This is a genomic window from Vreelandella sp. DA03-1M (genome assembly GCF_055725665.1).
This window is the reverse complement of the sequence record NZ_CM146798.1, coordinates 2,879,783-2,903,341: the sequence shown is the minus strand read 5'-3', so window position 1 is coordinate 2,903,341 and position 23,559 is coordinate 2,879,783. Positions and strand designations below refer to the sequence as shown.

The window sequence follows — 23,559 nt, the reverse complement described above, 5'->3', positions numbered from 1 at the left end:
TTTATGACAGCGATAAATTGGCGTTTGTCACATTGCTGTAATGTTTGTGCCCCAAAGTAGTCGCCAATACGATTTCATTAAGTAATGCGAGAGAAATTCGATGCAGACTAACCAGCTTCTTCTGATTTTTTGCGGTGCGTTACTACTGCTGGGGTTGCTGGCGTTTTTTGCTGGCCGTTCAAAAGCCACCCGTTTACGCAGTGCGGGCACGGCTATGTTTGCTCAGCCAGATCAATACGCCTGGTTCACCGTGCTTTCGACCGCTGGTCCAGCCGTGGTAGTGAGTGCGCTGGGGGCTTTTGTGCTGCTTCTAATGGGCGCCGATATCCCCACGCTCTATTTGCTGTCCGCGAGTTTAGTGATTGCAGCAATAGGGCTGATGGTAAGTCTTAACCAAGTTAAACCTGATTTTCACGCCCGTCAGGCCATTGAGCGGGTTATCCGCATGGTCTTGGCCGGGGCAGCGTTAATCTCGATTTTCACTACGTTCGGCATTTTGTTCTCGATTATTTCCGAGGCGCTGCGCTTTTTCCAAATGCACAGCTTCTGGGAGTTCATTACCGGCACCACGTGGAATCCAGGCGCGAGCTTTTTAGCGTCAGCGGGTCGTGGAGACGGTAGTGGGGCTGAATTTGGTTCGGTACCGCTGTTTGCCGGTACCTTTATGATTACCGCTATCGCTATGCTGGTCGCTGTTCCTATCGGCCTGCTCTCCGCGATTTATATGTCCGAGTATGCACCACGTAACGTGCGCACCATTGCCAAGCCCGTCCTTGAGGTTCTGGCAGGTATTCCTACCGTGGTTTACGGCTTTTTTGCCGCGATTACGGTAGCGCCGATTATCGTCAATATCGCCGGTTTTTTTGGGCTCGACGCTTCTTATAATAACGCCGTCGCCCCTGGTGTCGTGATGGGCATCATGATCATCCCGTTTATCTCTTCGCTGTCGGACGATGTGATCAACTCTGTGCCCGATAGTATGCGCCAAGGGTCGCTGGCATTAGGCATGACCAAAGGGGAAACCATACGAGATGTGGTCATTCCTGCTGCTCTGCCGGGTATTATTTCAGCCACTCTGTTGGGTATGTCGCGCGCGCTAGGTGAAACCATGATTGTGGTGATGGCGGCAGGCATGCGGCCCAATCTTACCGCTAATCCGCTGGAAGATATGACCACGGTGACCGTGCGTATTGTGGCGGCTTTAACCGGGGACCAAGAGTTTGCAAGTGCTGAAACGCTGTCAGCTTTTGCCCTGGGGCTGGTGCTGTTTGCGGTGACGCTCACGCTGAACCTGGTATCTGTACTGATGATCCGTCGTTTCCGCGAAAAATACCGCGTGAATAACCTGTAACGCTGAGGAACTGTTTCGATGAGCCATACTTTTGACGAAATCAGCCAGCAGCTTAAGCGGCGTCACCGTAAGTCTGCCCGCCTTAAATGGATATCAATGGGATCGTTGGGCTTGGCAGGCCTGTTTCTGGTGCTGTTTTTTGCCGATATGCTGAGCAAGGGGTTGCCAGCCTTTCAGCAGGCGTATATCCAGACCGAGATTAGTTACACCGAAGAAGCGCAAACCGATGGACGGCAGGCGTTTGACCAAGAGCTGCTACCGTTAATCAGTCGCACGGCGGTGCGAGTGATTCCCATGGAGTTGCGCAATAACCCTGGGATGATTGGTACCAGCGAAGCGCAGTGGGTGTTGGCAAACAGTGAAGTTGACCAGTACCTGAAGGGGCACCGAAATCGCCTGAGTGAAGAAGAGCAAGCTGCTCTTGATGAGCGTGTTGAAGCAGGCCAGGTGGATCTTCGCTTCAATAGCACCTTTTTTGGCTCTGGGGATTCCAAAATCGCCGAGAATGCCGGTATTTTATCGGCAGTGGTCGGCACCGTGATGACCATGATCGTAACGCTGGCGATCTCATTTCCTATCGGGGTAATGACAGCGGTTTATTTGGAAGAGTTTGCGCCGGATAACCGTTTTACCCAGGCGATTGAAATTAATATCAATAACCTGGCCGCCATCCCTTCGATCTTGTTCGGCTTGTTAGGTTTGGCGATCTTTATCAACTTCTTCGGTGTGCCACGTTCATCGCCGTTGGCCGGTGGTATGACGCTAGCGCTGATGACGTTGCCGGTGATCATTATCTCAACGCGAACCGCATTACGTAGCGTGCCGGACTCCATACGCCATGCCGCCTTTGGGGTGGGCTGTTCGCGCTGGCAAGTGGTACGCGACCACGTTCTGCCGTTGGCAATGCCGGGCATTATGACAGGCTCCATTATCGGCCTTGCTCAGGCGATGGGTGAAACAGCACCGCTGATTATTGTCGGCATGGTGGCGTTTATCCCCGATGTTGGCGCTTCGTTTACCAACGCGGCCACCGTTATGCCCGCGCAAATATTTACTTGGTCAGGCGAGCCTGAACAGGCGTTTGTAGAAAAAACAGCCGGTGGTATTTTGGTGCTACTCACCATACTCATCTCACTCAACGCTTTTGCCGTTGTGCTACGTAAGAAATTTGAGCGCCGCTGGTAGGCCAGTGCGTTATAGAGGACATTGCTATGAATAGCCAAGCACCTGTAATGAACGACCAGCATGCACCTGCGGTTGGGCAGCCTTACACGCGTAATAATCAGGCCTGCCACGATTTGAGCATCCGAGTTCGTGATTTGAATCTGTGGTATGGCAAAAACCAAGCGTTGAATAACCTTAATATTGATCTGTTTCAGAAAAATGTGACGGCGCTAATTGGCCCTTCTGGGTGTGGTAAATCGACCTTCTTACGCTGCCTGAATCGCATGAACGATCTGATTCCTAGCGTGCGCACCGAAGGATTGGTCGAAATGGATGGGCGTGACGTCAATGCCGCCAAAATGGATGAAGTCGCGCTACGCCGCCGGGTGGGAATGGTCTTCCAAAAGCCCAACCCATTTCCTAAATCGATTTATGAAAATGTGGCTTACGCCCCGCGCATGCACGATTTGGTTAGCCGCAAAGCCGAGCAGGATGAGCTGGTTGAAAAAGCGTTGCGTAGTGCTGGCCTTTGGAACGAAGTGAAAGACAAGTTACAAGAACCCGGTACCTCACTATCGGGTGGTCAACAGCAGCGCTTATGTATCGCCCGCGCTATTGCCGTGCAGCCTGATGTAATCTTGATGGACGAACCAACGTCGGCGCTTGACCCGATCTCGACCGCGACCATCGAAGATTTGATGGATAAGCTAAAGGAAGAGTTCACCATCATCACCGTAACCCATAACATGCAGCAGGCCGCGCGGGTGGCGGACTACACGGCGTTTTTCCACCTGGGTGAAATTATTGAGTACAACGACACCAAAGTGATGTTCTCAACCCCCGCTAAGAAAAAAACCGAAGACTATATTTCGGGTCGTTACGGTTAATTAACGCCTTTCAAGCAGGCCCATCGTCAATCGATGGGCCTGTTTTTAATGTGTGTTTTTTTATGCATTAATATATGTTTATGCGCATATAAGCGATATCCTTTTTAGAAACGAACAACTTTAAAAACACAAACCTGGAAATAGACCCCATAGAACAGAGAGTCTAGGAGGCACCATGGCACTTCGAATTGGTATCAATGGATTGGGACGTATTGGTCGCTTAACGCTGAGAATTTTGTGGCAAAACGTGTCGGCGGGTGACGTTGAGCTTGTGCGCATTAATGACCCGGGCGGCGATGCGGCAACCTTTGCTCACTTATTGGAATTTGATTCGGTACATGGTCATTGGGCTCCAGGGAAGGGCATGACAGCCACTGATGACGCTATTATTTTTGATGGAAAATCCGTTGCCTTTAGCGCCAATAAAGCAATTGCCGATAGTGACTGGTCTGACTGCGATGTAGTCATCGAATGCTCAGGTAAAATGAAAACCACTGAAAAGCTTCAAGCGTACCTCGACCAGGGCGTTGGTCGTGTAGTGGTGAGTGCGCCTATGAAAGAGGCGAGCGTGCTCAATGTGGTCATGGGAGTAAACGATCATCTCTTTGACTCATCGCAGCATACGATCGTTACCGCTGCCAGCTGTACCACTAACTGCTTGGCACCGGTGGTCAAAGTCATTCAGGAAGCCTTCGGTATACGTCATGGGGCAATGACCACGGTGCATGACATCACCAATACTCAAACGATTCTGGATGCCCCGCATAAAGATCTGCGTCGCGCCCGCGCTTGTGGCATGAGTCTGATTCCCACCACAACGGGATCGGCGAAAGCCATCACTGCCATATTCCCTGAGCTAGAAGGCAAGTTAAATGGCCACGCGATTCGTGTCCCGTTGGCTAACGCATCGCTTACCGATATGGTGTTTGAACTTGAGCGTGATGTTACCGTCGACGAGGTGAACGCTGCATTGAAAGCCGCAGCAGATGGCCCGCTGGCAGGCATTCTGGGCTATGAAGAGCGCCCGTTGGTGTCGATCGACTACCGCACTGACCCCCGCAGCTCCATTATTGATGCGCTGTCTACCATGGTGGTCAATGGCACGCAGCTAAAACTCTACGCTTGGTACGATAACGAGTGGGGTTACGCGAATAGAACCGCTGAGCTATCCCTGATGGTAGGGCGTAAGCGGGTGGTTTGTGGCTGATTCAATGCTTACGCGGGTAAGGGCGCTACCTTTCGAGGTGCGTCAGTACATGCTGATTACCGGCAACTACTGGGCGTTTACGATCACCGACGGCGCGCTTCGTATGCTGGTGGTGATGCACTTCCACCAGTTGGGTTATTCGCCGTTAGCCATCGCGATGCTGTTTTTGTTTTACGAAGCTTTTGGCGTGGTGACCAATTTGGTGGGTGGTTGGCTGGGCGCAAGGCTGGGGCTCAACCGCACCATGAACGTGGGCTTGGGTTTGCAGATTGTGGCGCTGGTCATGTTAATGGTGCCCGCGAGCCTGCTAACAGTGGCCTGGGTCATGGCCGCTCAGGCGCTATCGGGGATTGCCAAAGACCTCAACAAAATGAGCGCTAAAAGCGCCGTTAAGGTGCTGGTGCCCAAAGAGAGTGCCAACGCCAATAGCTCGCTCTACCGTTGGGTGGCGATGCTGACCGGCTCTAAAAACGCGCTAAAAGGTTTGGGCTTTTTTGTCGGTGGCCTGCTGTTAACATTGATTGGCTTTCAGGCCGCTGTGTTGGTGATGGCAGTGATGCTTGGCGGTGTGTTGCTGCTTTCGCTATTCCGGCTAAAGGCGGATTTAGGACGCCAAAAAATAAAGCCTAAGTTCTCCGAAATTTTCTCAAAATCACGTGCGATTAACGTGCTCTCCGCGGCGCGTTTTTGCCTATTTTCGGCGCGGGATGTGTGGTTTGTCGTAGCACTGCCGGTGTTCTTATACGACCAGCACGGCTGGACACACTGGACAGTGGGTGGGCTGCTGGCGGTGTGGGTGATTGGCTACGGCGGCGTGCAAACCCAGGCGCCTAAATTAACCCGGCTGATCAAAGGCGATGCGCGTGCGCTTACTGCCGGTTGGGCCGCGGCGCTGGCGGTGCTGGCGATTGTGTTGGCGATGCTGCCCTTGGCGCAAGTGGGCTGGCTGGTCGTCGGGCTGCTCGCCTTTGGGGTGCTGTTTGCGATTAACTCCAGCTGGCACAGCTATTTGATCGTGCATTACGCTCGCGCCGACGGCGTCTCAATGGATGTTGGCTTTTACTATATGGCCAATGCCATGGGGCGCTTAGTAGGCACGCTACTGTCGGGCTGGCTGTATATGGCCTATGGGTTGAGCGCCTGCCTGTGGGTGTCGGCTGCCTTAGTGGCTTTAAGTGCTTTGATGGCGCTCGCGTTGCCTAAACAAGTCGCATGATCCGCTCTTCGCCCAGGCTGGGGTTAACGCTCACCTTAGGCAGTGCGCAAACGCTCGCCTGGGCATCCAGTTACTACTTGCCCGCTATTCTGGCGGTGCCCATGGCCCGCGAGCTGGAAATATCGTCAAGCTGGGTGTTTGCGGCGTTCTCTGTCGCCTTGCTGTTAACCGCTATGACTTGGCCCCAGCGTAGGGCGCTTGATTGACCAGCAAGGTGGGCGAGGCGTGCTGATGGCATCCAACGCTGTTCTGGCGTTTGGCCTAGTGATCATGGCGCTGTCCCAAGGTGTGTTAAGCCTAATGCTTGCCTGGCTGATTACCGGTGTGGGCATGGCGATGGGGCTATACGACGCCGCCTTTGCTACCCTCGGGCGGCTATTAGGTCGCAGCGCTCGTTCCTCGATTACTGGTGTGACGCTACTGGCGGGTTTTGCCAGCACCATTGGTTGGCCGCTAACAGCTTTGTTGGAAAATGAATTTGGGTGGCGGGTCGCCTGTGGTGCCTGGGCCATTCTGCATATAGTGATAGGCCTGCCGCTTAATGCTCGTTTGCCTAAAGCCGGTGATAGCGTAAACCACTCAAATGACGAAAAATCTGCCCCATCGCCTGAGCGGCCTCGCTTGGCTATGGTGCTATTAGCCTATGTGTTTGCCGCGGGCTGGTTTGTGTCGACGGCGATGGCAGCACATCTGCCCAGGCTTTTGCAGGAAACCGGCGTATCGCTTTCAGTCGCCGTTGCCGCCGCCGCGTTGGTTGGTCCCGCGCAAGTGGCGGCTAGGTTAGGTGAATTTGCGCTGCTGCGTCGCTTGCATCCGCTTGTAGCCGCGCGCGTGGCCACAACGCTCCACCCCTTAGGTGCGGCACTTTTAGCAACCGTGGGTATGCCCGCCGCAGGGTTTGCGCTACTCCATGGCGCGGGCAATGGCATGATGACGATTGCTTCCGGCACGCTGCCGCTGGCGCTGTTTGGCCCAAAAGGCTTTGGCCAGCGCCAAGGTTTGATTATCGCCCCGGCCAGGGCCGCGCAAGCCTTTGCGCCGCTGCTGTTTGGCCTATTAATAGAGCAAAATGGTGCTGGAGCGTTATGGTTGACTACGGGGTTGATGCTGGCGGCGTGTCTAGCGCTAGTGTTTATTCGTGTGCCCAGAGCGGGGGTATGAGCCATCCACATACAGATGGCGCAACTTCCAGACCCCTTCAACGTCAACACGCAGTCCTTGGTAGGCAAGCTCTGTCGCAATGAAGAGAGTTATATCTTCATCACTATGGCGCTGGTAAAGCGAAGGGTTTTTGGGGGCACTCGCCTCGGCGACGGCAACGTTGGCGAGCCCCCCACAGCAGCCGTGGCGGGGTGATAAACGCACGGTCACCACGCCTCCCTGTTGCTTGATAAACGCTTTTGCAGCGTCAGACACATCGATAATTTCCAGCATTGAGACGCCTGTTAAAAGAGAGCTCCCAGCTTACCAGGAAGTAATCGGGGAGCCTGAGCGCAGTAGGTGAACTTGAGGTTTTTAGGCTTTCAATATAGCTTCAATTTTTTTGCGATCTGGAACACCTCCGCTGTGAGCAAGCTGGCCATTGACCGCGACTGCTGGGGTCGACATGACCTGATAGTGCATGATGATTTGTGGGTCAGTGACTTTAGTCACCTCAACATCGGTACCCAACTCTTTGGCAATAGCCGTAATTTGCTCCGCGGTGACGGTGCACTTTTTGCAGCCTGTGCCTAATACTTCGATCTTTTTCATGTTGTGTCCTCTTGGGTTTACAAACTGCTGAATAACCAGGGCGATAACAGGTTAATTAGCCAGCCCACCAACATAAAGTTGATGAGGAGAATGATGAATATCGTGGCTAATAAGCGCCACAGCATGACCTGTTTAAGCATGATAAATTCAGGAAAGCTCGCCGCGACGGTGCTCATGCAGAAAGCTAACGTTGTGCCGACAGGTAGCCCTTTGGTAATCAAGCTTTCCATGATGGGAATAACGCCGGTTGCGTTGGAGTAAAGCGGTAGGCCCGCTAATACGGCTACTGGGACATTCCACCATTGGCCGCTGCCCAGGTTGTCACTGAACCAGTCATCCGGGACAAAGCCATGCAGCGCGGCGCCCAGCGCCACGCCGATAATGATCCACTTCCAGATCCGCGCGACAATCTCGTAAAGCTCATTGCGTGCAAATTCGTGGCGCTCTTTTAACGTCAGTGAAGGACGTACAGGAGCGAGCTGATCCGCTTGCGGGCTTTCGGCGGCGTTTTGGTAGGCTTTAGCTGCAAACGCTTTTAACCAGCGTTCAGCGCCTAAGCTATCGAGCAGTATGCCGCCGCCTATGCCCACGGTCATCCCGATGGCGATGTACACCAGGGTGAATTCCCAGCCTAGCAGGCTCCATAGCATAATCACGGCAACTTCATTAATAATCGGCGAGGTAAACAGAAACGCCATCGTAATGCCCAGGGGAATGCCTGCACTGGTGAACCCGAGAAACAGCGGAATGCTTGAACATGAGCAAAACGGTGTGATTGCCCCAAAACCAGCACCTAAACCGTAGCCTGCGAAACGGTTCTTTTGCTGAATGTAATAACGCACACGCTCCAGATTGAGCGACGCGCGTAACAAGGCAATGGCGTAAATCATCACCACCAGCAACGCAAAAATCTTGCTCGTGTCCTCGACGAAAAAATGCAGTGAGCTGCCTAACTTGCTGTTAGGGTCAAAACCGCCCAGGTCGTATACCAGCCAACTGGCTAGCCAGGTAAAGATCTCCAACATCGCTGCCTTCCTTATATATGAACGGTTCTATAAAGAAGACGAAGCAATGTGGAAAAGGATGCAGGGAAAAGCCAAATAATTATTCGGTAAAGGGTATTGCCCAGTGGCAGCAGACATGGCCTTGTTCATCAAAGACAATCTCGCACTGGGCAACCAACGTTTCGCGAAGACGTTTTCGGGCGCGCAGTAGCCGCGCTTTGGTCGCAGGGAGCGTTAAGCCATGACGCTGGGCATAGTCACTTTGCTTAACGCCGTTAAGGTCGCAGGCCCCAACAATATCAGCGTCTTCGTCAGTACAATGAGCCAGTGCCTTCGTGATACAGGCAGCCAAACTCTCTAAGGGGAGGTTGGTATCAATATGACAAGGTAATGGCGCTGCTGTCGCGGTATCTAGCGATTGTGAATCAGGCGTTGAACGGCGCAACTCATCAATCCACTCATGTTTGGCAACCGTATAAAGCCACGCTTTGGGCTCTGCCAGTTGGCAAAACTGGGCGCGATGCGTCAGTGCTTTTACATAGACACGCTGCAAAGATTTCGTCGGCGGCGTCCCGATTGTTGCATAGCGCTAAGAGGTAATAGCGCAGTGCCTGGTGGTGGCTGTTCCAAGCCTCCTCAATACAGGATGAGGTTTGGGATGAGGCAGCTTTTTTCCTCATGGATAGGTCACTACGTCACCGTCTTCTTTGGTGAAGTGTTTGATCGGTTGTTCTAAAAGCGCTAATACCTGCTCGGAAGGGCGGCACAGACGTGTGCCCTTATTGGTCACCACAATAGGGCGATTAATCAGAATCGGGTGGGCCATCATGGCGTCGATAAGCTGGCCATCGCTAAGGGAAGGATCATCCAGCTTTAGCGCATCATAGGGGGTGTTTTTTTGACGTAGCAATTCCCGAGGTGATAACTGCATCATCGCGAGTAACTCGACCAGCTTTTCGCGGCTTGGCGGTGTTTCCAGATAATAGATCACCTCTGGCGTTTCTCCAGAGGCTTCTATCATTGCCAGCGTATTGCGCGACGTACCGCAGTTGGGGTTGTGGTAAATAGTGACGGGCATGGTGACCTCACGATCGATTAGTTGCTTTCACTACCGGGCGCATTACGTTGAGAGGGCGCGGTTTTAAAGGCGGGCGATACCCGCGTTGGGTCTACCTGCTGTTTATAGCTAGCCGCGGCTTCAGCCCACCACATTAATTGGCCTAATGTACGGCCAAAGTAGCTTTTCCAGCGCGCCTGTTCTTGCTCAAAGTGCCCGTCTTCGTTTAGTGCTTCCTGGGCTTTGGGTACGTGTACCATGGCCGATACCGGCAGGCAGCCAAGCTCCGAGAGAAACGCACGCATGGCGACTGCAGCACGCACGCCACCCCACTGGCCCATTGAGTAGGTCACGATGGCGCTGGGTTTAAACGCAAACAGCGATGCGCCGAAGTGGTTTAGCAAATGGCTAAGTGCTGGGCTCATGGAGTGGTTATATTCCGGGCTGACCATCACGTAGCCATCGGCAGCGGCGATTTTATCAGCAAGCTCTGCTAAGTCTTCCGGTACGTCGGCTTTTGCGTAAGCAAAATGTGGCTTAAACGGGTCGCTTAAGTTTAGCGCTAGCGGATCAATAATTTCAGCCGTGGTATGCGGTAACGATGAAAGCAAGCGCTCGAAGGCCTTTGCCACCCGCTCGCCAAGGCGAGCCGGGGAGGGTGGTGTGCTGGTACGAGTTGAGCCTAGAAATATCAAATAGTGGGCCATAGCGCTTACTCCCAATTAATGAGCGTCTGCCGGAAAATGATGGCGGGTTTTATTGGCGATTCTTACCAGCGCGAGCATCAGCGGTACTTCGACCAATACGCCAACAACGGTCGCCAGCGCAGCGCCCGACTGTAAGCCAAACAGCGCGATAGCCGCTGCCACGGCCAGTTCAAAGAAGTTGCTGGCGCCGATCATTGCCCCCGGTGCGGCAATGTTATGCGGCAATCGCCAGGCTTTAGCCCAACCATAGGCAATAAAAAAGATTAAAAACGTTTGAATAATCAGCGGTATTGCGATCAATACGATATGCAGTGGATTATTGAGAATAACCTCACCCTGGAAGGCGAACAGCAGCACTAGGGTAATGATCAAGCCAATCGGTGTGATGGGGCCAACGCGCTTCATAAACACATTGTCGTACCACTCGGCGCCGCGTTTTTTAATCAAGCTTTGCCGGGTGATATAGCCCGCTGCCAGAGGAATCACAATATACAGCACCACTGACAGGGCGACTGTGTCCCAGGGCACCTGAATATTGGAGATGCCCAGCAAGAAGACCACGATAGGAGCAAACGCGAACAGCATAATCAGGTCATTAAGCGCCACTTGCACCAGGGTGTAGGCGGCATCGCCGCGGGTGAGGTAGCTCCACACAAACACCATGGCGGTACACGGCGCAGCGCCGAGTAGAATGGCACCGGCTAGATACTGACTGGCTAGCTCGGCGGGAATAAACGGTCGAAAGATCACCATCAGAAATAGCCAGGAGATGGCGAACATGGTGAAGGGTTTGATCAACCAGTTAACAGAGGTCGTGATGATTAACCCTTTTGGCTGGCGCCGGACACCTAATAAGGAGGTAAAGTCAATTTGTGCCATCATGGGGAATATCATCGCCCAGATGAGTATTGCCACGGGTATCGATACCTGCGCCACTTCAAAGCGTGACAACGTTTCCGGTACCGCTGGGATAAATTGCCCGACTAAAATGCCCATCACAATGGCAAGTGCTACCCATAGTGAGAGGTAGCGTTCAAAGACTCCCATGCCTTCGGCAGTGGAGGGCGATGCGTTATCTTGCAGTGCTGACATGTGAAGCTCCTGATTAAATGGCGCGTTGATTAACCCGTTTGGAGACTTCTTCCGCGCTCTCTTTACGCTCCGAGTAACGATCCGTGAGCAGTTCGCTGCGGTCACGCACCAGCAGCGTAAATTTCACCAGCTCTTCCATCACATCGACGATACGGTCGTAGAAAGGGGAGGGTTTCATTCGGTCGTTTTCATCAAATTCCATAAAGGCTTTCGGCACTGATGATTGATTGGGAATTGTCAGCATGCGCATCCAACGGCCTAAAATGCGCAGTTGATTGACCGTATTGAAGGACTGGGAACCGCCGCAAACCTGCATCACTGCCAATGTTTTGCCTTGTGTCGGGCGTACGCCACCTAGCGAAAGCGGAATCCAATCTATTTGCGCTTTCATAATGCCGGTCATTGCGCCGTGACGTTCAGGGGAGCACCACACCATCCCCTCTGACCATTGAGCCAATTGGCGTAGCTCATCGACTTTGGGGTGGCTGGTATCTTCAGTATCCGGTAGCGGTAGCCCCCTAGGGTCAAAGATTCTTGTTTCTGCGCCCATGGCGTTTAGCAGGCGGGCAGCTTCCTCAACCGCTAGCCGACTGAAAGAGCGCTCGCGAAGGGAGCCGTACAGGAGCAATATTTTCGTTTTGTATTCAGTGCCTTGAGGTAGTCGCAGCTGTTCGTTGCTAGGCGCTTTAAAGAGTCCAGAATCGATATTGGGCAAATCATTGAGTGAGGTCATTGCGTTCTGCCTGTTTCACTGCATGTTAAGTTCATAGTGCCATCATATATGTTTTTTCGTATATTTCTAGCATTGGTGTATGTTTGCAATATTGCCGTCATGAATACGGCGTAAAGTGGCAGGCATTAACTACATAAGAGGCTGTTTATTTATGACGAAGCGCCGCGTGTTATTCCTCTGCAATGCTAATTCTGCACGCTCGCTGATGGGGGAGGCGCTGCTTCGCCATTTGGCAGATGATCGTTTTGAGTCGTTTAGTGCTGGTTCTGAACCGGATGAGCCCCATGCATTAACGCTGGAGGCGCTCCGCAAGCAGGGTCTACCCACAGAAGGTTTACGCAGTAAGTCTCTGGATGAGTTCGAGAGCGAGACTTTCGATTACGTCATTGTTCTGTGTGATAAGGCCCAGCAAGCCTGCCGGGATTGGCAAGGGCAGGCGGGCGAAGTGCTGTTCTGGGATATTCGCGACCCCCGTCTGATTGGCAAGCCTGATGCTTATGAGCAAGCATTACTAGAAATTCGTCGACGTCTGCATCTTTGGCTACCCCTGCATAAGTCTGCATAATTCTACTAAAAGGGGCAGGTCGAGATGAAATAGATCAATAACTTAGCGTCAAAGTGAGCTGGACGCTTGTGCTGTTAGCGTTCAGTGGTCTGGGCGGCGTCATTGGTGCTGTCCGCTAACCATTTTGGCCGAGAGGCGTTTACATCGCTCCATGAGCGGGACATGGCGCAAATCCTTGAGTGACATGGCACTTTACTCAATTTGCAGCGAGTGACTTTGATGCAGATCAACTGGCTCTGGTTGATCAATTAGCTGCCCCCTATCGGTCTTTCTTTAATAATCTCAGTTTACAGATGATGATGCTTGAGGAGCGCGATGTTCCTGGATTTCTGTCAGGGGAATCGCGTGTGGATGAAAGCAGCCAACGATTTGTATCGTGTGCCGAGACCTTTTAGATGCCTCAAGCCAGCGAGGTAACCACCGCTTGTGCGTTTTGAGCAAGTGTCATCGTTACTGTTGTGGGGGTGATAGCCGTGCTGGGGACAGCGCTGCTAGTGGTAGCTGTGGTCGCTTGGGGTGTGCGTAACAATGTGCTGCGTCCCTTAACCTCGATTACTCGTCATTTTCAGCGTATTGCTAAAGGGGATCTATCAGCACCTGTGTAGTCAGCGCTATCATGCGTTTTTCTCTGAGCGACTTATCTTTTGCAATTGATCCAACGGCTCATCTCGCCCGTCGTCTTTATCTCTCAGCGTTTACTTTACGATCCTATGCTGCTCTCGATGAGCGGCCTTTGGGTCGTTTTGTGGTGGCTGCAACCTCAGCCATTGTCTGATATGGCTGAGCGGGTGCATTGGAGCACGCTTGCTGTGTTGACCGGACTTATGCTGCTCAGCCGGTCGTTGGAGCTCAGCGGTTATTTAACTCTCTGGGGGCGCCAGTTATTGGCTCATCTTAGTGAGGAAAGGCGCCTAGCGGTTAGTTTGGTGCTGTTTTCAGGCCTGCTTTCTGCCGTCGTCACCAATGACGTAGCTCTGTTTATTGTAGTGCCACTAACCCTTGGCCTCGCCAGAATGACGACGCTGCCTATTGCGCGTTTAATTGTGTTTGAAGCGCTGGCGGTAAATGCAGGGTCATCGCTGAGCCCGATTGGAAATCCACAAAACCTTTATCTATGGCAGCTTTCAGGCCTACGCTTTGGCGAATTTCTATGGGTAATGCTACCGCTTAGTATTGGCCTAATGCTATTGCTCTTGCTGCTTGTTCCTGTGGCGTTTCCAAAAGCGCCGATTCATTTGAAGTCAGCTTCTCTTGGAATAGCGGTGCGGCAACAAAAGCCGCTATGGGCCGCGCTGATCGGCTATCCGCTTTTTTTGATTGCGGTGGACATGGGCTGGGTGTTGCCAGCGATGGTAGGCGTAATACTAGTGATGTTATTGGTGGCCCGGCGAGCGGTGTTCAGTATTGATTGGCTGCTACTGGTAGTGTTCGTACTAATGTTCATCAATTTAAGTGTTATCGGTGAGCTAAGTGTCGTTCAGCAGGCAATTAACATGATGCGCCAGTGGCCTGGTGGCGATATCAGCGTAGGTGTGCTGCTTTCACAGGCTGTTTCCAACGTACCGGCAACGCTGTTACTTGCGGAGCAGAGTGAGTGGCAGCCGCTTGCTTGGGGCGTCAGTGTTGGCGGCTTTGGTTTGGCGATCGGTTCAATGGCTAATTTAATTGCCCTGCGTTTAGCTCGCCAGCCGGGCATTTGGACAGAATTTCATCGTTGGTCTCTGCCTATGTTAGGGCTTGCTTGGCTGTTTGCTGCGCTATGGAAAAATGCCCTGTCGCTATAGCGCCAGGGCGTTACCCTCTCGAGAGTAGATCCTCACGAGGAGTGGTTAGTCGATGAGCTCGACGGCGACCGCCGTTGCTTCGCCGCCGCCAATGCATAAGCTGGCAATGCCGCGTTTTCCGCCTTTAGTACGCAGTGCATGAATTAGCGTGGCGATGATGCGTGAGCCGGTAGAGCCAATCGGATGGCCTTGGGCGCAGGCGCCGCCAAACACATTGACTTTGTCGTGGGGCAGTCCCAAGTCGTCCATGGCCATCAGTGTAACCACCGCAAAGGCTTCGTTAATCTCGAATAGGTCTATGTCATTCACGCCCCAATCGAGCTTTTTCAACAGCTTTTCAATTGCACCCACCGGCGCGATGGTGAACTCGCTAGGGTGTCGCGAGTGCGTCGTGTGGCCTAGCATTCGCGCGAGCGGCTTAATACCTTGCTGATCTGCAGCTTCCTGACTCGCCAAGATAAGTGCCGAAGCGCCGTCGGAAATTGAGCTGGCGTTGGCGGCAGTAATCGTACCGTCTTTGGCAAAGGCGGGTCGCAGCTGGCGGATTTTGTCGAGCTTAGCTTGGAAGGGCTGCTCATCGTGTTCGACAAGGGTTTCTCCCTGACGAGAGGTGACCATCACCGGTGCCATCTCTGCACTTAGATGGCCAGAGTTGGTGGCGGCCATAGCGCGCTCAAGGGAGGCAATGGCAAAATCATCCAGGCGCTCGCGTGTGTAACCGCGCTCAGTAGCCACATCCTGTGCAAACACGCCCATTAACTTGCCCGTTTCAGCGTCTTCCAACCCATCCAAAAACATATGGTCTTTTAGCTCGCCGTGTCCCAATCGGTAGCCGCCGCGTGCCTTAGTCAGCACGTGTGGGGCGTTAGACATGGACTCCATGCCACCAGCCAGCAAAATATCACCACTGCCCGCTTTGATTAAATCGTGGGCAAGCATCGCTGCTTTCATGCCCGAGCCGCACAGCTTGTTAATAGTGGTGGCGCCATTGGCATCTGGAATGCCGGCTTGGCGCATCGCTTGCCGCGCTGGGCCCTGCTTCACACCGGCGGGCAGTACACAGCCCATAATGCCTTCGCTGATAGCCGAAGGATCGATTCCGGCCTCTTCAATGGCCGCTTTGATAGCGATTGCGCCAAGCTGTGGCGCTGTCATGCTAGCCAAGCTGCCCATCATGCCGCCCATCGGCGTGCGTTTGGCAGCGAGAAATACAACATCGGTGGGGTTACTCATGGCCAATCTCCTTCAGGATTATTGTGATTATCATGCCAAGTGGTGGTTGATACATTGACCCGTAGGCGGTGCTGTGGTTCTCTCCAGAGTAACCAAGCAAGCGCTAGTGTAAATGACATGAATGTAATTAATGCATCCCCTCGCCGCAAGGAATTGACGCGCCTCGCTGCTCAGCTATTTGTCCAAGAGGGCTTTGATCGCACAACGGTGCGTATGCTGGCGCAGGAAATGGGTATTAAGTCCGGTAGCTTGTTTCATCATTTTAAAGATAAGCAGGAAATCCTCGCTGCGGTCATTGAAGAAGGTACGCAAAATGCCTTGATCATTGCGCGAAAAGCGCTTAATGAGTGTGCCGCCGAGCCTGAAGTACGCCTACGCACCATGGCGCGCGCCCATCTCGAAACCCTCTTTACTGACCGCAATGCCCATGTGGTGGCACTCTTTGAGTGGCGCCGACTCGACCCGGCGGCCAGTGCACATTTGAGCCACTTACGCGATGCTTATGAGGCGCTGTGGGTCGCTGTTATTGACGATGCTTTGGAGGCTGGCTTGATCCATGGCGACCGCTTTCTTGTCTCGCGCTTTGTGTTGGGAGCGCTTAACTGGACAGTGCGCTGGTACGACCCTAACGGGCCACGCTCGCCTGATGACCTCGCTGACGAGCTGGTTGCCATGATTATGCCTACCTCGGCTTGATGCTCCGCTGAGCTCGGTCTCGACCATCGTCTAACGCTACAACTTAGAACAGTGCTTGCTCTCTGCGCCGTTTACTTTTAGCGTTGCTATTATCTTTAAGCTTACGTTAACGTCAACGGATAAATATAACAACTTTGCTTGCGCTTATTCTCACTACGAGCTCATTTCCAATAACACAAGAGAGCCATCATGACAGCGACATCACAATCACTCCCCGACTATCACCACTACCTCGATAATTTTTCTGTCGGTAGCGTTATTGCCCGCCTGGATGACCACCAAGACGGCCTGCTAAATGCCTTTGAGGCCTGCTGTGGGCGTCATGTGCGCGCTGGCCGCGGCGATGTGCTGGCATTGGTTCAAGAAGACTCTCAAGGCCATATCCATACCCTGAGTTACGCCGAGCTAGATGAGCAGAGTGCAAAGTTGGCGGGGTGGTTTCAGTCTCAGGGGTTGGGTATAGGCGACCGCATTGCTTGCATGCTGCCGCGGTCACCACAACTATTGATTGCAGTGCTCGCCACTTGGCGTATTGGCGCGGTTTATCAGCCGCTGTTTACCGCCTTTGGCCCCGATGCGGTGGACTATCGGCTAGGCCGTGCAGGCACCAAGCTGGTGATCACCGATCATGCTAATCGCTATAAATTCGATGGTCTTAGCCAATGCCCACCGGTACTGGCTGTGGGTGGGGCGACCAGTGAGCATGCCGATGATCACGACTGGCAGGCGGCATTGACGCATACGTCAATGAGCGATAAGCCGCCGAGGCTCGCGCCTGAAGCGCCATTTCTGCAAATGTTTACCTCTGGCACCGTGGGCAAGCCGAAAGGCGTTGCCGTTCCATTGGCAGGGATGATCGCGTTTGCCATCTATATGGAGCTGGCCATTGATCTGCGTGACGATGACCGTTTTTGGAACATGGCTGACCCCGGTTGGGCCTATGGTCTTTACTATGCGATTGCCGGGCCTTTATTGCTTGGTGTGACGACGCATTTTTGTGAGGCAGGATTCAGCGCCGAAGGGGCGCTGGCGTTTATGAAGCGCCATCATATTACCAATTTTGCTGCTGCGCCGACGGCTTATCGGCTGATGAAGGCGTCAGGTCTGTTTGATGACGCCCATGAAACGCTTGAGCTGCGTGCGGCGAGCTCGGCGGGCGAGCCTCTCAACACGGAAGTAGTGACCTGGGTTGAAAAGTCGCTGGGCTGCCCGGTGATGGATCATTACGGCCAGACCGAAACCGGCATGACGTGCAACAACCACCACGCCCTTGATCATCTCAAGCATGTGGGCGCAATGGGCGTGCCGATGCCGGGTTATCGCCTAGCGATTTTGGACGCGGAGTATAAAGAGCTGCCTGCCGGTGAACCTGGTGTCCTTGCCGTCGATATCAAGAATTCCCCTGCGCACTTTTTCCAGGGCTACACCTGGCAAGAGAAGAACCCCTTTGTGGAAGGCTATTACCTCACTGGCGACGTGGTTATTCGTAATGAAGACGGTACCTTTCAATTTGCCGGGCGTGACGACGACATTATTACCACCGCGGGTTACCGAGTGGGGCCAACGGACGTAGAGAATAGTGTGATGACGCATCCCGCGGTCGCCGAGTCAGCGGCAGTGGGGCAGCCTGATGAGATCCGCGGCGAGGTGATCAAGTCGTATATCGTGCTCCGCGAAGGCTACGAGGCCAGTGACGAGCTTGCTGATGAAATCAAGCAGCGAGTGCGCGAGCGGCTTTCGACCCATGCATTTCCGCGCATTATTGAGTTTGTCGATGAGTTGCCTAAAACCCCCAGTGGCAAGATTCAGCGCTTTAAATTACGTGCCCAGGCAGTTGAAGAATCCAAAGCAAGCGAATAACCAAATCAGATGAGTGGAAAGACGAGCGAATAAACCCACCACTATATATAGCAACTATTCATAACGGGCTTAGGGAATACGGAAATGCAGGTTAAGGAGAGTACGTTTTTAATTACTGGGGCTGCCTCTGGTCTTGGGGCGGCTACCGCTGAGCGCTTAGTCGCTGCGGGCGCTCGCGTCGTATTATGCGACTTAAACGACAGTGTCCATGCCCATGCCCAGCAGCTGGGGGCAAGCGCACGCGCCATTCTGGCGGATATTACGTCAGGCGAACAGATGCAGCAGGCCGTAGAAGCGGCGGTAGCGTTGGGTGGCGAGCGGGGGCTTTCAGGCGTGGTTCATTGCGCGGGTGTGGTTAGCGTGGCCAAACTGGTTGATCGCGAAGGCAACCCCGCTGATTTAGAAAGCTATATGAAAACGATCAATATCAATTTGGTCGGCACTTTTAACGTCATGCGTCTTGCGGCTGCCGCAATGTCAAAAAACGCGCCTAATGAGAGTGGTGAGCGCGGGGTGATTATTAATACTGCGTCCATTGCCGCTTTTGATGGGCAGGTGGGGCAGTGTGCATATAGTGCCTCTAAAGCTGGCGTTGTGGGTATGAGCTTGCCAGCAGCGCGGGAATTGTCGCGTCATGCTATTCGGGTGATGGCCATCGCCCCTGGCGTATTTGAAACGCCGATGATGAGTGAAATTCCTGACGAGGCGGCCCAGGCACTAGCGGCGGCGGTGCCTTTTCCTAAGCGTTTAGGTAAGCCAGATGAGTTTGCTCAACTAGCCGAGCAGATTATTACCAACCCCATGCTCAATGGCGAACTGATCCGCTTAGACGGTGGCATTCGCATGCAGTAAGTAGGCAATAAGTAGGTGGTAAGTAGGTAAGAGAGCAATAAAACAACTCGTCGGCTTTTGGCTGGCGAGTTTTTTTATTATTAGCCCCAAGGAGTTATTAGTTGGGCGACCAAAGTTCTAAAGTGTTTTTAGGCTAAATTCAAACGCTCGCTTGACTCTGAGGGGCGCCCGCGCTAATTTTCAAACATGTGTTTGAAAGCTCTCTGCCATTAAGAGTTGCTTGGCTTTCAATCCCCCTTTCTTAGGAGAAGTGCGATGCCCAGCTATCAGGCCCCTATTCGTGATATGCGTTTCGTTATGGACGAGATGCTTGACTACCCCGCTCACTACGCGCGCCTGCCAAGCGGTGACGATGCATCGCCAGACGTTGTCAGCGCTATTTTGGAAGAGGGAGCACGCTTCGCTCGCGACGTACTGCTGCCGATCAATCAGAGTGGCGATGAAGAGGGTTGTTTGCTGGAAGGGAGCGAGGTCAAAGCGCCTAGCGGCTTTAAAGAAGCCTACCAACAGTACGTAGAAGGCGGCTGGCCGAGTCTGGCCGCCGATCCTGCCCATGGCGGCCAGGGCTTGCCGCCTTCATTGGCAATGCTGCTGTCGGAAATGATCTGCGCGACTAACTTGGCATGGGGCATGTACCCAGGGCTCTCCCATGGTGCGGCAGACGCACTGCGCCATCATGGCACCGATGAGCAGAAGGCAACTTATCTCACCAAGCTGGTTGAAGGCGTATGGACCGGCACGATGTGTTTAACCGAGTCCCACTGCGGTACTGACCTCGGCTTGATCAAAACGCGGGCGGTGCCCGCTGATGGCGATGCCTATGCGATTACCGGCACCAAGATTTTTATCTCAGCCGGTGAGCATAATCTGGCTGAAAATATAGTCCATTTAGTATTGGCAAAACTGCCCGGCGCTCCAGAAGGCTCTAAAGGTATCTCGCTATTTGTAGTGCCCAAGTTTTTGCCTGATGCCCAAGGTAATGTTGGTGAGCGTAATGGCGTCACCTGCGGTTCGCTCGAGCACAAAATGGGCATTCATGGTAATGCCACCTGCGTGATGAACTTCGATGGCGCAACCGGCTACCTGGTAGGGCCGCCCAATAAAGGGCTGGCGTGCATGTTCACAATGATGAACGCAGCGCGTCTCGGGGTGGGTATTCAAGGGTTGGGTTTAATTGAAGCCAGTTTCCAGAATTCATTGAGCTATGCTCGCGATCGGCTACAGATGCGCGGCTTGTCGGGCAAGCAGGCACCTGAAAAGCCCGCTGATCCGATTATCGTTCACCCCGATGTTCGCCGTATGCTGCTGACCCAGAAAGCCTTCGCCGAAGGCGGGCGTATGCTGGTGCTTTATGCTGCGCAAATGCTCGACGTGGTGGAGCACGGTGAGCCGGGTGGAGAGCGAGATCACGCTGAAACCCTGCTTGGCTTGCTAACGCCTATTGTTAAAGCCTTCCTGACCGAAGTTGGTTTTGAAAGCACTAACGAAGGTGTGCAGATCTACGGCGGCCATGGCTTTATTAAAGAGTGGGGCATGGAGCAGTTGGTGCGTGATGCGCGTATTACTCGACTCTATGAAGGCACCACAGGCATTCAGGCGCTTGATCTGCTGGGCCGTAAAGTGCTCATGAGTCAAGGTGAGTCGCTAAAGGTTTTCACCAAAGAGATCCATAAATTCTGCAAAACCGAAGCTGACAATCCAGCCCTTAAGGAATTTGTCGAACCACTGGCGAAGCTCAATGCAGAGTGGGGCGAGCTAACCATGGGCGTGGGTATGAAGGCGATGCAAGACCGTGAAGAAGTCGGCGCGGCGAGTGTTGATTACCTTATGTATTCAGGCTACGTCACGCTGGCCTATCTATTTGCCCGCGCGGCCAAGCAGGCATCTACATCGCTAGAGGGCGACGATAAAGCTTTCTATGCCGCTAAGTTGAATACTGCCCGTTTCTATTACCAGCGGCTATTGCCGCGCACCAAGGCTCATGCGCAGATGATCCAGTCAGGCGCTTCCAGCCTAATGGCTATCTCCAGCGAAGATTTTGGTTTGGGTTTTGAAATTTGAAACGTCGATTACTGAAGGCGTGAGCTAAAGCACGCCAACAGGCACTCTCTGGTCAGGTGTTCTGATCGGTGGTTTGCGGCAAAAGGGCAATCTTTTGCCGCTTTTTTATACGCAATACGTCTTTTACTTGCTATCTTGATAGTGAGGCCTTAAAGTACGCATCCGCTGCCGGGGACGCCAAGCGTTTCCAGCGGTGAATGAAGGTGAAAACCTTCGGTTTGTCAGGAGGTTAGAGCAGGTTGTAGTGTTCGCCTCACTCGCTAAAAAAACAGCGATTGACAAACACCAGGAACTGCGTAGAATACGCCTTCCTCGCTGCGGCAAGCCAGTTCAACGGTTCGCCAGTCAAACACAGCGAAATCGCTCTTTAACAATTTGATCAGGTAATTCATGTGGGCGCTTGCTGATGTTGGTGACAAATCACCGAATATCAAGGCAAGCGACTCAAGCAATAAGGTTTTAAAGGATTCGTCCTTTGGGATCTGTTTTGAATGAATTCGTTTGAACCTTGAGCCAAGTTTGGTTCGCTTCTGTTGCTTCGGTGACAGGCAAGAACCGCATAGATCTTAAACTGAAGAGTTTGATCATGGCTCAGATTGAACGCTGGCGGCAGGCCTAACACATGCAAGTCGAGCGGTAACAGATCTAGCTTGCTAGATGCTGACGAGCGGCGGACGGGTGAGTAATGCATAGGAATCTGCCCGATAGTGGGGGATAACCTGGGGAAACCCAGGCTAATACCGCATACGTCCTACGGGAGAAAGGGGGCTTCGGCTCCCGCTATTGGATGAGCCTATGTCGGATTAGCTAGTTGGTAAGGTAATGGCTTACCAAGGCAACGATCCGTAGCTGGTCTGAGAGGATGATCAGCCACATCGGGACTGAGACACGGCCCGAACTCCTACGGGAGGCAGCAGTGGGGAATATTGGACAATGGGGGCAACCCTGATCCAGCCATGCCGCGTGTGTGAAGAAGGCCCTCGGGTTGTAAAGCACTTTCAGCGAGGAAGAACGCCTATCGGTTAATACCCGGTAGGAAAGACATCACTCGCAGAAGAAGCACCGGCTAACTCCGTGCCAGCAGCCGCGGTAATACGGAGGGTGCAAGCGTTAATCGGAATTACTGGGCGTAAAGCGCGCGTAGGTGGCTTGATAAGCCGGTTGTGAAAGCCCCGGGCTCAACCTGGGAACGGCATCCGGAACTGTCAGGCTAGAGTGCAGGAGAGGAAGGTAGAATTCCCGGTGTAGCGGTGAAATGCGTAGAGATCGGGAGGAATACCAGTGGCGAAGGCGGCCTTCTGGACTGACACTGACACTGAGGTGCGAAAGCGTGGGTAGCAAACAGGATTAGATACCCTGGTAGTCCACGCCGTAAACGATGTCGACCAGCCGTTGGGTGCCTAGAGCACTTTGTGGCGAAGTTAACGCGATAAGTCGACCGCCTGGGGAGTACGGCCGCAAGGTTAAAACTCAAATGAATTGACGGGGGCCCGCACAAGCGGTGGAGCATGTGGTTTAATTCGATGCAACGCGAAGAACCTTACCTACCCTTGACATCTACAGAAGCCGGAAGAGATTCTGGTGTGCCTTCGGGAACTGTAAGACAGGTGCTGCATGGCTGTCGTCAGCTCGTGTTGTGAAATGTTGGGTTAAGTCCCGTAACGAGCGCAACCCTTGTCCTTATTTGCCAGCACGTAATGGTGGGAACTCTAAGGAGACTGCCGGTGACAAACCGGAGGAAGGTGGGGACGACGTCAAGTCATCATGGCCCTTACGGGTAGGGCTACACACGTGCTACAATGGCCGGTACAAAGGGCTGCGAGCTCGCGAGAGTCAGCGAATCCCTTAAAGCCGGTCTCAGTCCGGATCGGAGTCTGCAACTCGACTCCGTGAAGTCGGAATCGCTAGTAATCGTGAATCAGAATGTCACGGTGAATACGTTCCCGGGCCTTGTACACACCGCCCGTCACACCATGGGAGTGGACTGCACCAGAAGTGGTTAGCCTAACGCAAGAGGGCGATCACCACGGTGTGGTTCATGACTGGGGTGAAGTCGTAACAAGGTAGCCGTAGGGGAACCTGCGGCTGGATCACCTCCTTAAACGATGCGTCACAGTTGGTAAGCGTCCACAATGAATTACCTGATCAGAATGCTGTTGATGCGCAGTGATAAGCCAACCGCCTCCGGCGGTGTCTTATCACTGCGTATAGCAGTCGCTCTTTAACAATGTATATCATGCTGACAAGAACACTTCGCAAGAAGTGCTTCTTAAATTGTGATACGCGTCAGCGTATCCGGCAAAATGAAACGTGATCATTGCGACATCCAGACTCCTTC

At 53.2% G+C, this 23,559-nt stretch carries 23 protein-coding genes and 1 rRNA gene; 15 read left to right on the top strand and 9 right to left on the bottom strand.

Annotated elements, in window-relative coordinates; all coding sequences use genetic code 11:
- The first annotated feature begins 100 nt into the window (after positions 1-100).
- The 7 genes from pstC to ACXUPB_RS13620 all read left to right on the top strand — a co-directional run bounded on the left by pstC (position 101) and on the right by ACXUPB_RS13620 (position 6,986).
- A complete protein-coding gene (gene pstC, locus ACXUPB_RS13650) occupies positions 101-1,351 on the top strand; it encodes a phosphate ABC transporter permease subunit PstC (RefSeq protein WP_008959511.1) in 1,251 nt (416 codons plus the stop codon).
- Positions 1,352-1,369: 18 nt separating this feature from the next.
- Positions 1,370-2,536: a phosphate ABC transporter permease PstA gene (gene pstA, locus ACXUPB_RS13645; RefSeq protein WP_035563331.1), complete on the top strand. Its 1,167-nt coding sequence runs from the start codon at positions 1,370-1,372 to the stop codon at positions 2,534-2,536.
- 26 nt (positions 2,537-2,562) lie between these two features.
- A complete protein-coding gene (gene pstB, locus ACXUPB_RS13640) occupies positions 2,563-3,402 on the top strand; it encodes a phosphate ABC transporter ATP-binding protein PstB (RefSeq protein ID WP_179916999.1) in 840 nt (279 codons plus the stop codon).
- A gap of 175 nt (positions 3,403-3,577) precedes the next feature.
- Positions 3,578-4,609 carry an ArsJ-associated glyceraldehyde-3-phosphate dehydrogenase gene (locus ACXUPB_RS13635; RefSeq protein ID WP_035563335.1) on the top strand — a complete coding sequence of 344 codons (1,032 nt, stop codon included), beginning with the start codon at positions 3,578-3,580 and terminating at the stop codon, positions 4,607-4,609.
- Positions 4,610-4,613: 4 nt separating this feature from the next.
- The gene (arsJ, locus tag ACXUPB_RS13630; RefSeq protein WP_035563399.1) at positions 4,614-5,825 is read left to right on the top strand and encodes an organoarsenical effux MFS transporter ArsJ; all 1,212 of its coding nucleotides are present in this window, start codon (positions 4,614-4,616) and stop codon (positions 5,823-5,825) included.
- A complete protein-coding gene (locus ACXUPB_RS13625) occupies positions 5,822-6,031 on the top strand; it encodes a hypothetical protein (protein WP_472952912.1) in 210 nt (69 codons plus the stop codon). The genes arsJ and ACXUPB_RS13625 overlap by 4 nt, the downstream gene beginning before the upstream one ends.
- 25 nt (positions 6,032-6,056) lie before the next feature.
- Positions 6,057-6,986 carry an MFS transporter gene (locus tag ACXUPB_RS13620; RefSeq protein ID WP_472952911.1) on the top strand — a complete coding sequence of 310 codons (930 nt, stop codon included), beginning with the start codon at positions 6,057-6,059 and terminating at the stop codon, positions 6,984-6,986.
- Here the strand turns inward: ACXUPB_RS13620 and ACXUPB_RS13615 are convergent.
- The 8 genes from ACXUPB_RS13615 to arsH all read right to left on the bottom strand — a co-directional run bounded on the left by ACXUPB_RS13615 (position 6,951) and on the right by arsH (position 12,170).
- The gene (locus tag ACXUPB_RS13615; RefSeq protein ID WP_179916996.1) at positions 6,951-7,259 is read right to left on the bottom strand and encodes a CC/Se motif family (seleno)protein; all 309 of its coding nucleotides are present in this window, start codon (positions 7,257-7,259) and stop codon (positions 6,951-6,953) included. The genes ACXUPB_RS13620 and ACXUPB_RS13615 overlap by 36 nt on opposite strands.
- Before the next feature lie 81 nt (positions 7,260-7,340).
- Positions 7,341-7,577, bottom strand: a complete 237-nt coding sequence (locus ACXUPB_RS13610; protein WP_335598205.1) for a thioredoxin family protein — start codon at positions 7,575-7,577, stop codon at positions 7,341-7,343.
- A 17-nt stretch (positions 7,578-7,594) separates the two neighbouring features.
- Positions 7,595-8,602, bottom strand: a complete 1,008-nt coding sequence (locus tag ACXUPB_RS13605) for a permease (protein WP_472952909.1) — start codon at positions 8,600-8,602, stop codon at positions 7,595-7,597.
- Between the two features lie 79 nt (positions 8,603-8,681).
- Positions 8,682-9,134, bottom strand: a complete 453-nt coding sequence (locus ACXUPB_RS13600; protein ID WP_472952908.1) for an RNA polymerase sigma factor — start codon at positions 9,132-9,134, stop codon at positions 8,682-8,684.
- A 123-nt stretch (positions 9,135-9,257) separates the two neighbouring features.
- Positions 9,258-9,659 carry an arsenate reductase (glutaredoxin) gene (arsC, locus tag ACXUPB_RS13595; protein WP_472952906.1) on the bottom strand — a complete coding sequence of 134 codons (402 nt, stop codon included), beginning with the start codon at positions 9,657-9,659 and terminating at the stop codon, positions 9,258-9,260.
- Between the two features lie 17 nt (positions 9,660-9,676).
- Positions 9,677-10,345 (bottom strand): NADPH-dependent FMN reductase, encoded by a 669-nt coding sequence (locus ACXUPB_RS13590; protein ID WP_472952904.1) that lies wholly within the window; start codon positions 10,343-10,345, stop codon positions 9,677-9,679.
- 15 nt (positions 10,346-10,360) lie between these two features.
- The gene (gene arsB, locus ACXUPB_RS13585; protein WP_472952903.1) at positions 10,361-11,437 is read right to left on the bottom strand and encodes an ACR3 family arsenite efflux transporter; all 1,077 of its coding nucleotides are present in this window, start codon (positions 11,435-11,437) and stop codon (positions 10,361-10,363) included.
- A 13-nt stretch (positions 11,438-11,450) separates the two neighbouring features.
- Positions 11,451-12,170, bottom strand: coding sequence for an arsenical resistance protein ArsH (arsH, locus tag ACXUPB_RS13580; protein ID WP_472952901.1), 720 nt, complete (start codon positions 12,168-12,170; stop codon positions 11,451-11,453).
- A gap of 151 nt (positions 12,171-12,321) precedes the next feature.
- On the opposite strand from arsH, the gene ACXUPB_RS13575 reads away from it, so the two are divergent.
- The 3 genes from ACXUPB_RS13575 to ACXUPB_RS13565 all read left to right on the top strand — a co-directional run bounded on the left by ACXUPB_RS13575 (position 12,322) and on the right by ACXUPB_RS13565 (position 14,519).
- Positions 12,322-12,735, top strand: coding sequence for an arsenate reductase ArsC (locus tag ACXUPB_RS13575; protein ID WP_035563354.1), 414 nt, complete (start codon positions 12,322-12,324; stop codon positions 12,733-12,735).
- A gap of 473 nt (positions 12,736-13,208) precedes the next feature.
- Positions 13,209-13,340, top strand: coding sequence for a HAMP domain-containing protein (locus ACXUPB_RS13570; RefSeq protein ID WP_281662360.1), 132 nt, complete (start codon positions 13,209-13,211; stop codon positions 13,338-13,340).
- A gap of 39 nt (positions 13,341-13,379) precedes the next feature.
- Positions 13,380-14,519, top strand: coding sequence for an SLC13 family permease (locus ACXUPB_RS13565; protein WP_472952899.1), 1,140 nt, complete (start codon positions 13,380-13,382; stop codon positions 14,517-14,519).
- 45 nt (positions 14,520-14,564) lie between these two features.
- On the opposite strand, the gene ACXUPB_RS13560 is transcribed toward ACXUPB_RS13565, so the two are convergent.
- Positions 14,565-15,752 (bottom strand): acetyl-CoA C-acyltransferase, encoded by a 1,188-nt coding sequence (locus ACXUPB_RS13560; RefSeq protein ID WP_472952897.1) that lies wholly within the window; start codon positions 15,750-15,752, stop codon positions 14,565-14,567.
- 117 nt (positions 15,753-15,869) lie between these two features.
- On the opposite strand from ACXUPB_RS13560, the gene ACXUPB_RS13555 reads away from it, so the two are divergent.
- From ACXUPB_RS13555 to ACXUPB_RS13535, 5 genes are all read left to right on the top strand, one after another.
- Positions 15,870-16,448 carry a TetR/AcrR family transcriptional regulator gene (locus tag ACXUPB_RS13555; protein WP_472952895.1) on the top strand — a complete coding sequence of 193 codons (579 nt, stop codon included), beginning with the start codon at positions 15,870-15,872 and terminating at the stop codon, positions 16,446-16,448.
- Positions 16,449-16,637: 189 nt separating this feature from the next.
- Positions 16,638-18,308: an AMP-binding protein gene (locus ACXUPB_RS13550; RefSeq protein ID WP_472952892.1), complete on the top strand. Its 1,671-nt coding sequence runs from the start codon at positions 16,638-16,640 to the stop codon at positions 18,306-18,308.
- An 84-nt stretch (positions 18,309-18,392) separates the two neighbouring features.
- A complete protein-coding gene (locus tag ACXUPB_RS13545; RefSeq protein WP_472952889.1) occupies positions 18,393-19,160 on the top strand; it encodes an SDR family NAD(P)-dependent oxidoreductase in 768 nt (255 codons plus the stop codon).
- Between the two features lie 255 nt (positions 19,161-19,415).
- Entirely contained in the window at positions 19,416-21,221 is a 1,806-nt protein-coding gene (locus ACXUPB_RS13540) for an acyl-CoA dehydrogenase C-terminal domain-containing protein (protein ID WP_472952887.1), read from the top strand.
- A gap of 568 nt (positions 21,222-21,789) precedes the next feature.
- A 16S ribosomal RNA gene (locus ACXUPB_RS13535) occupies positions 21,790-23,322 on the top strand.
- The last annotated feature ends 237 nt before the right edge of the window (positions 23,323-23,559 follow it).

Excerpts from the sequence above, each read along its gene's own strand:
- pstC (WP_008959511.1), top strand. The coding sequence starts at position 101 with ATGCAGACTAACCAGCTTCTTCTGATTTTTTGCGGTGCGTTACTACTG.
- pstA (WP_035563331.1), top strand. The coding sequence starts at position 1,370 with ATGAGCCATACTTTTGACGAAATCAGCCAGCAGCTTAAGCGGCGTCAC.
- pstB (WP_179916999.1), top strand. The coding sequence starts at position 2,563 with ATGAATAGCCAAGCACCTGTAATGAACGACCAGCATGCACCTGCGGTT.
- ACXUPB_RS13635 (WP_035563335.1), top strand. The coding sequence starts at position 3,578 with ATGGCACTTCGAATTGGTATCAATGGATTGGGACGTATTGGTCGCTTA.
- arsJ (WP_035563399.1), top strand. The coding sequence starts at position 4,614 with ATGCTTACGCGGGTAAGGGCGCTACCTTTCGAGGTGCGTCAGTACATG.
- ACXUPB_RS13625 (WP_472952912.1), top strand. The coding sequence starts at position 5,822 with ATGATCCGCTCTTCGCCCAGGCTGGGGTTAACGCTCACCTTAGGCAGT.
- ACXUPB_RS13620 (WP_472952911.1), top strand. The coding sequence starts at position 6,057 with ATGGCATCCAACGCTGTTCTGGCGTTTGGCCTAGTGATCATGGCGCTG.
- ACXUPB_RS13615 (WP_179916996.1), bottom strand. The coding sequence starts at position 7,259 with ATGCTGGAAATTATCGATGTGTCTGACGCTGCAAAAGCGTTTATCAAG.
- ACXUPB_RS13610 (WP_335598205.1), bottom strand. The coding sequence starts at position 7,577 with ATGAAAAAGATCGAAGTATTAGGCACAGGCTGCAAAAAGTGCACCGTC.
- ACXUPB_RS13605 (WP_472952909.1), bottom strand. The coding sequence starts at position 8,602 with ATGTTGGAGATCTTTACCTGGCTAGCCAGTTGGCTGGTATACGACCTG.
- arsC (WP_472952906.1), bottom strand. The coding sequence starts at position 9,659 with ATGCCCGTCACTATTTACCACAACCCCAACTGCGGTACGTCGCGCAAT.
- ACXUPB_RS13590 (WP_472952904.1), bottom strand. The coding sequence starts at position 10,345 with ATGGCCCACTATTTGATATTTCTAGGCTCAACTCGTACCAGCACACCA.
- arsB (WP_472952903.1), bottom strand. The coding sequence starts at position 11,437 with ATGTCAGCACTGCAAGATAACGCATCGCCCTCCACTGCCGAAGGCATG.
- arsH (WP_472952901.1), bottom strand. The coding sequence starts at position 12,170 with ATGACCTCACTCAATGATTTGCCCAATATCGATTCTGGACTCTTTAAA.
- ACXUPB_RS13575 (WP_035563354.1), top strand. The coding sequence starts at position 12,322 with ATGACGAAGCGCCGCGTGTTATTCCTCTGCAATGCTAATTCTGCACGC.
- ACXUPB_RS13560 (WP_472952897.1), bottom strand. The coding sequence starts at position 15,752 with ATGAGTAACCCCACCGATGTTGTATTTCTCGCTGCCAAACGCACGCCG.
- ACXUPB_RS13555 (WP_472952895.1), top strand. The coding sequence starts at position 15,870 with ATGAATGTAATTAATGCATCCCCTCGCCGCAAGGAATTGACGCGCCTC.
- ACXUPB_RS13550 (WP_472952892.1), top strand. The coding sequence starts at position 16,638 with ATGACAGCGACATCACAATCACTCCCCGACTATCACCACTACCTCGAT.
- ACXUPB_RS13545 (WP_472952889.1), top strand. The coding sequence starts at position 18,393 with ATGCAGGTTAAGGAGAGTACGTTTTTAATTACTGGGGCTGCCTCTGGT.
- ACXUPB_RS13540 (WP_472952887.1), top strand. The coding sequence starts at position 19,416 with ATGCCCAGCTATCAGGCCCCTATTCGTGATATGCGTTTCGTTATGGAC.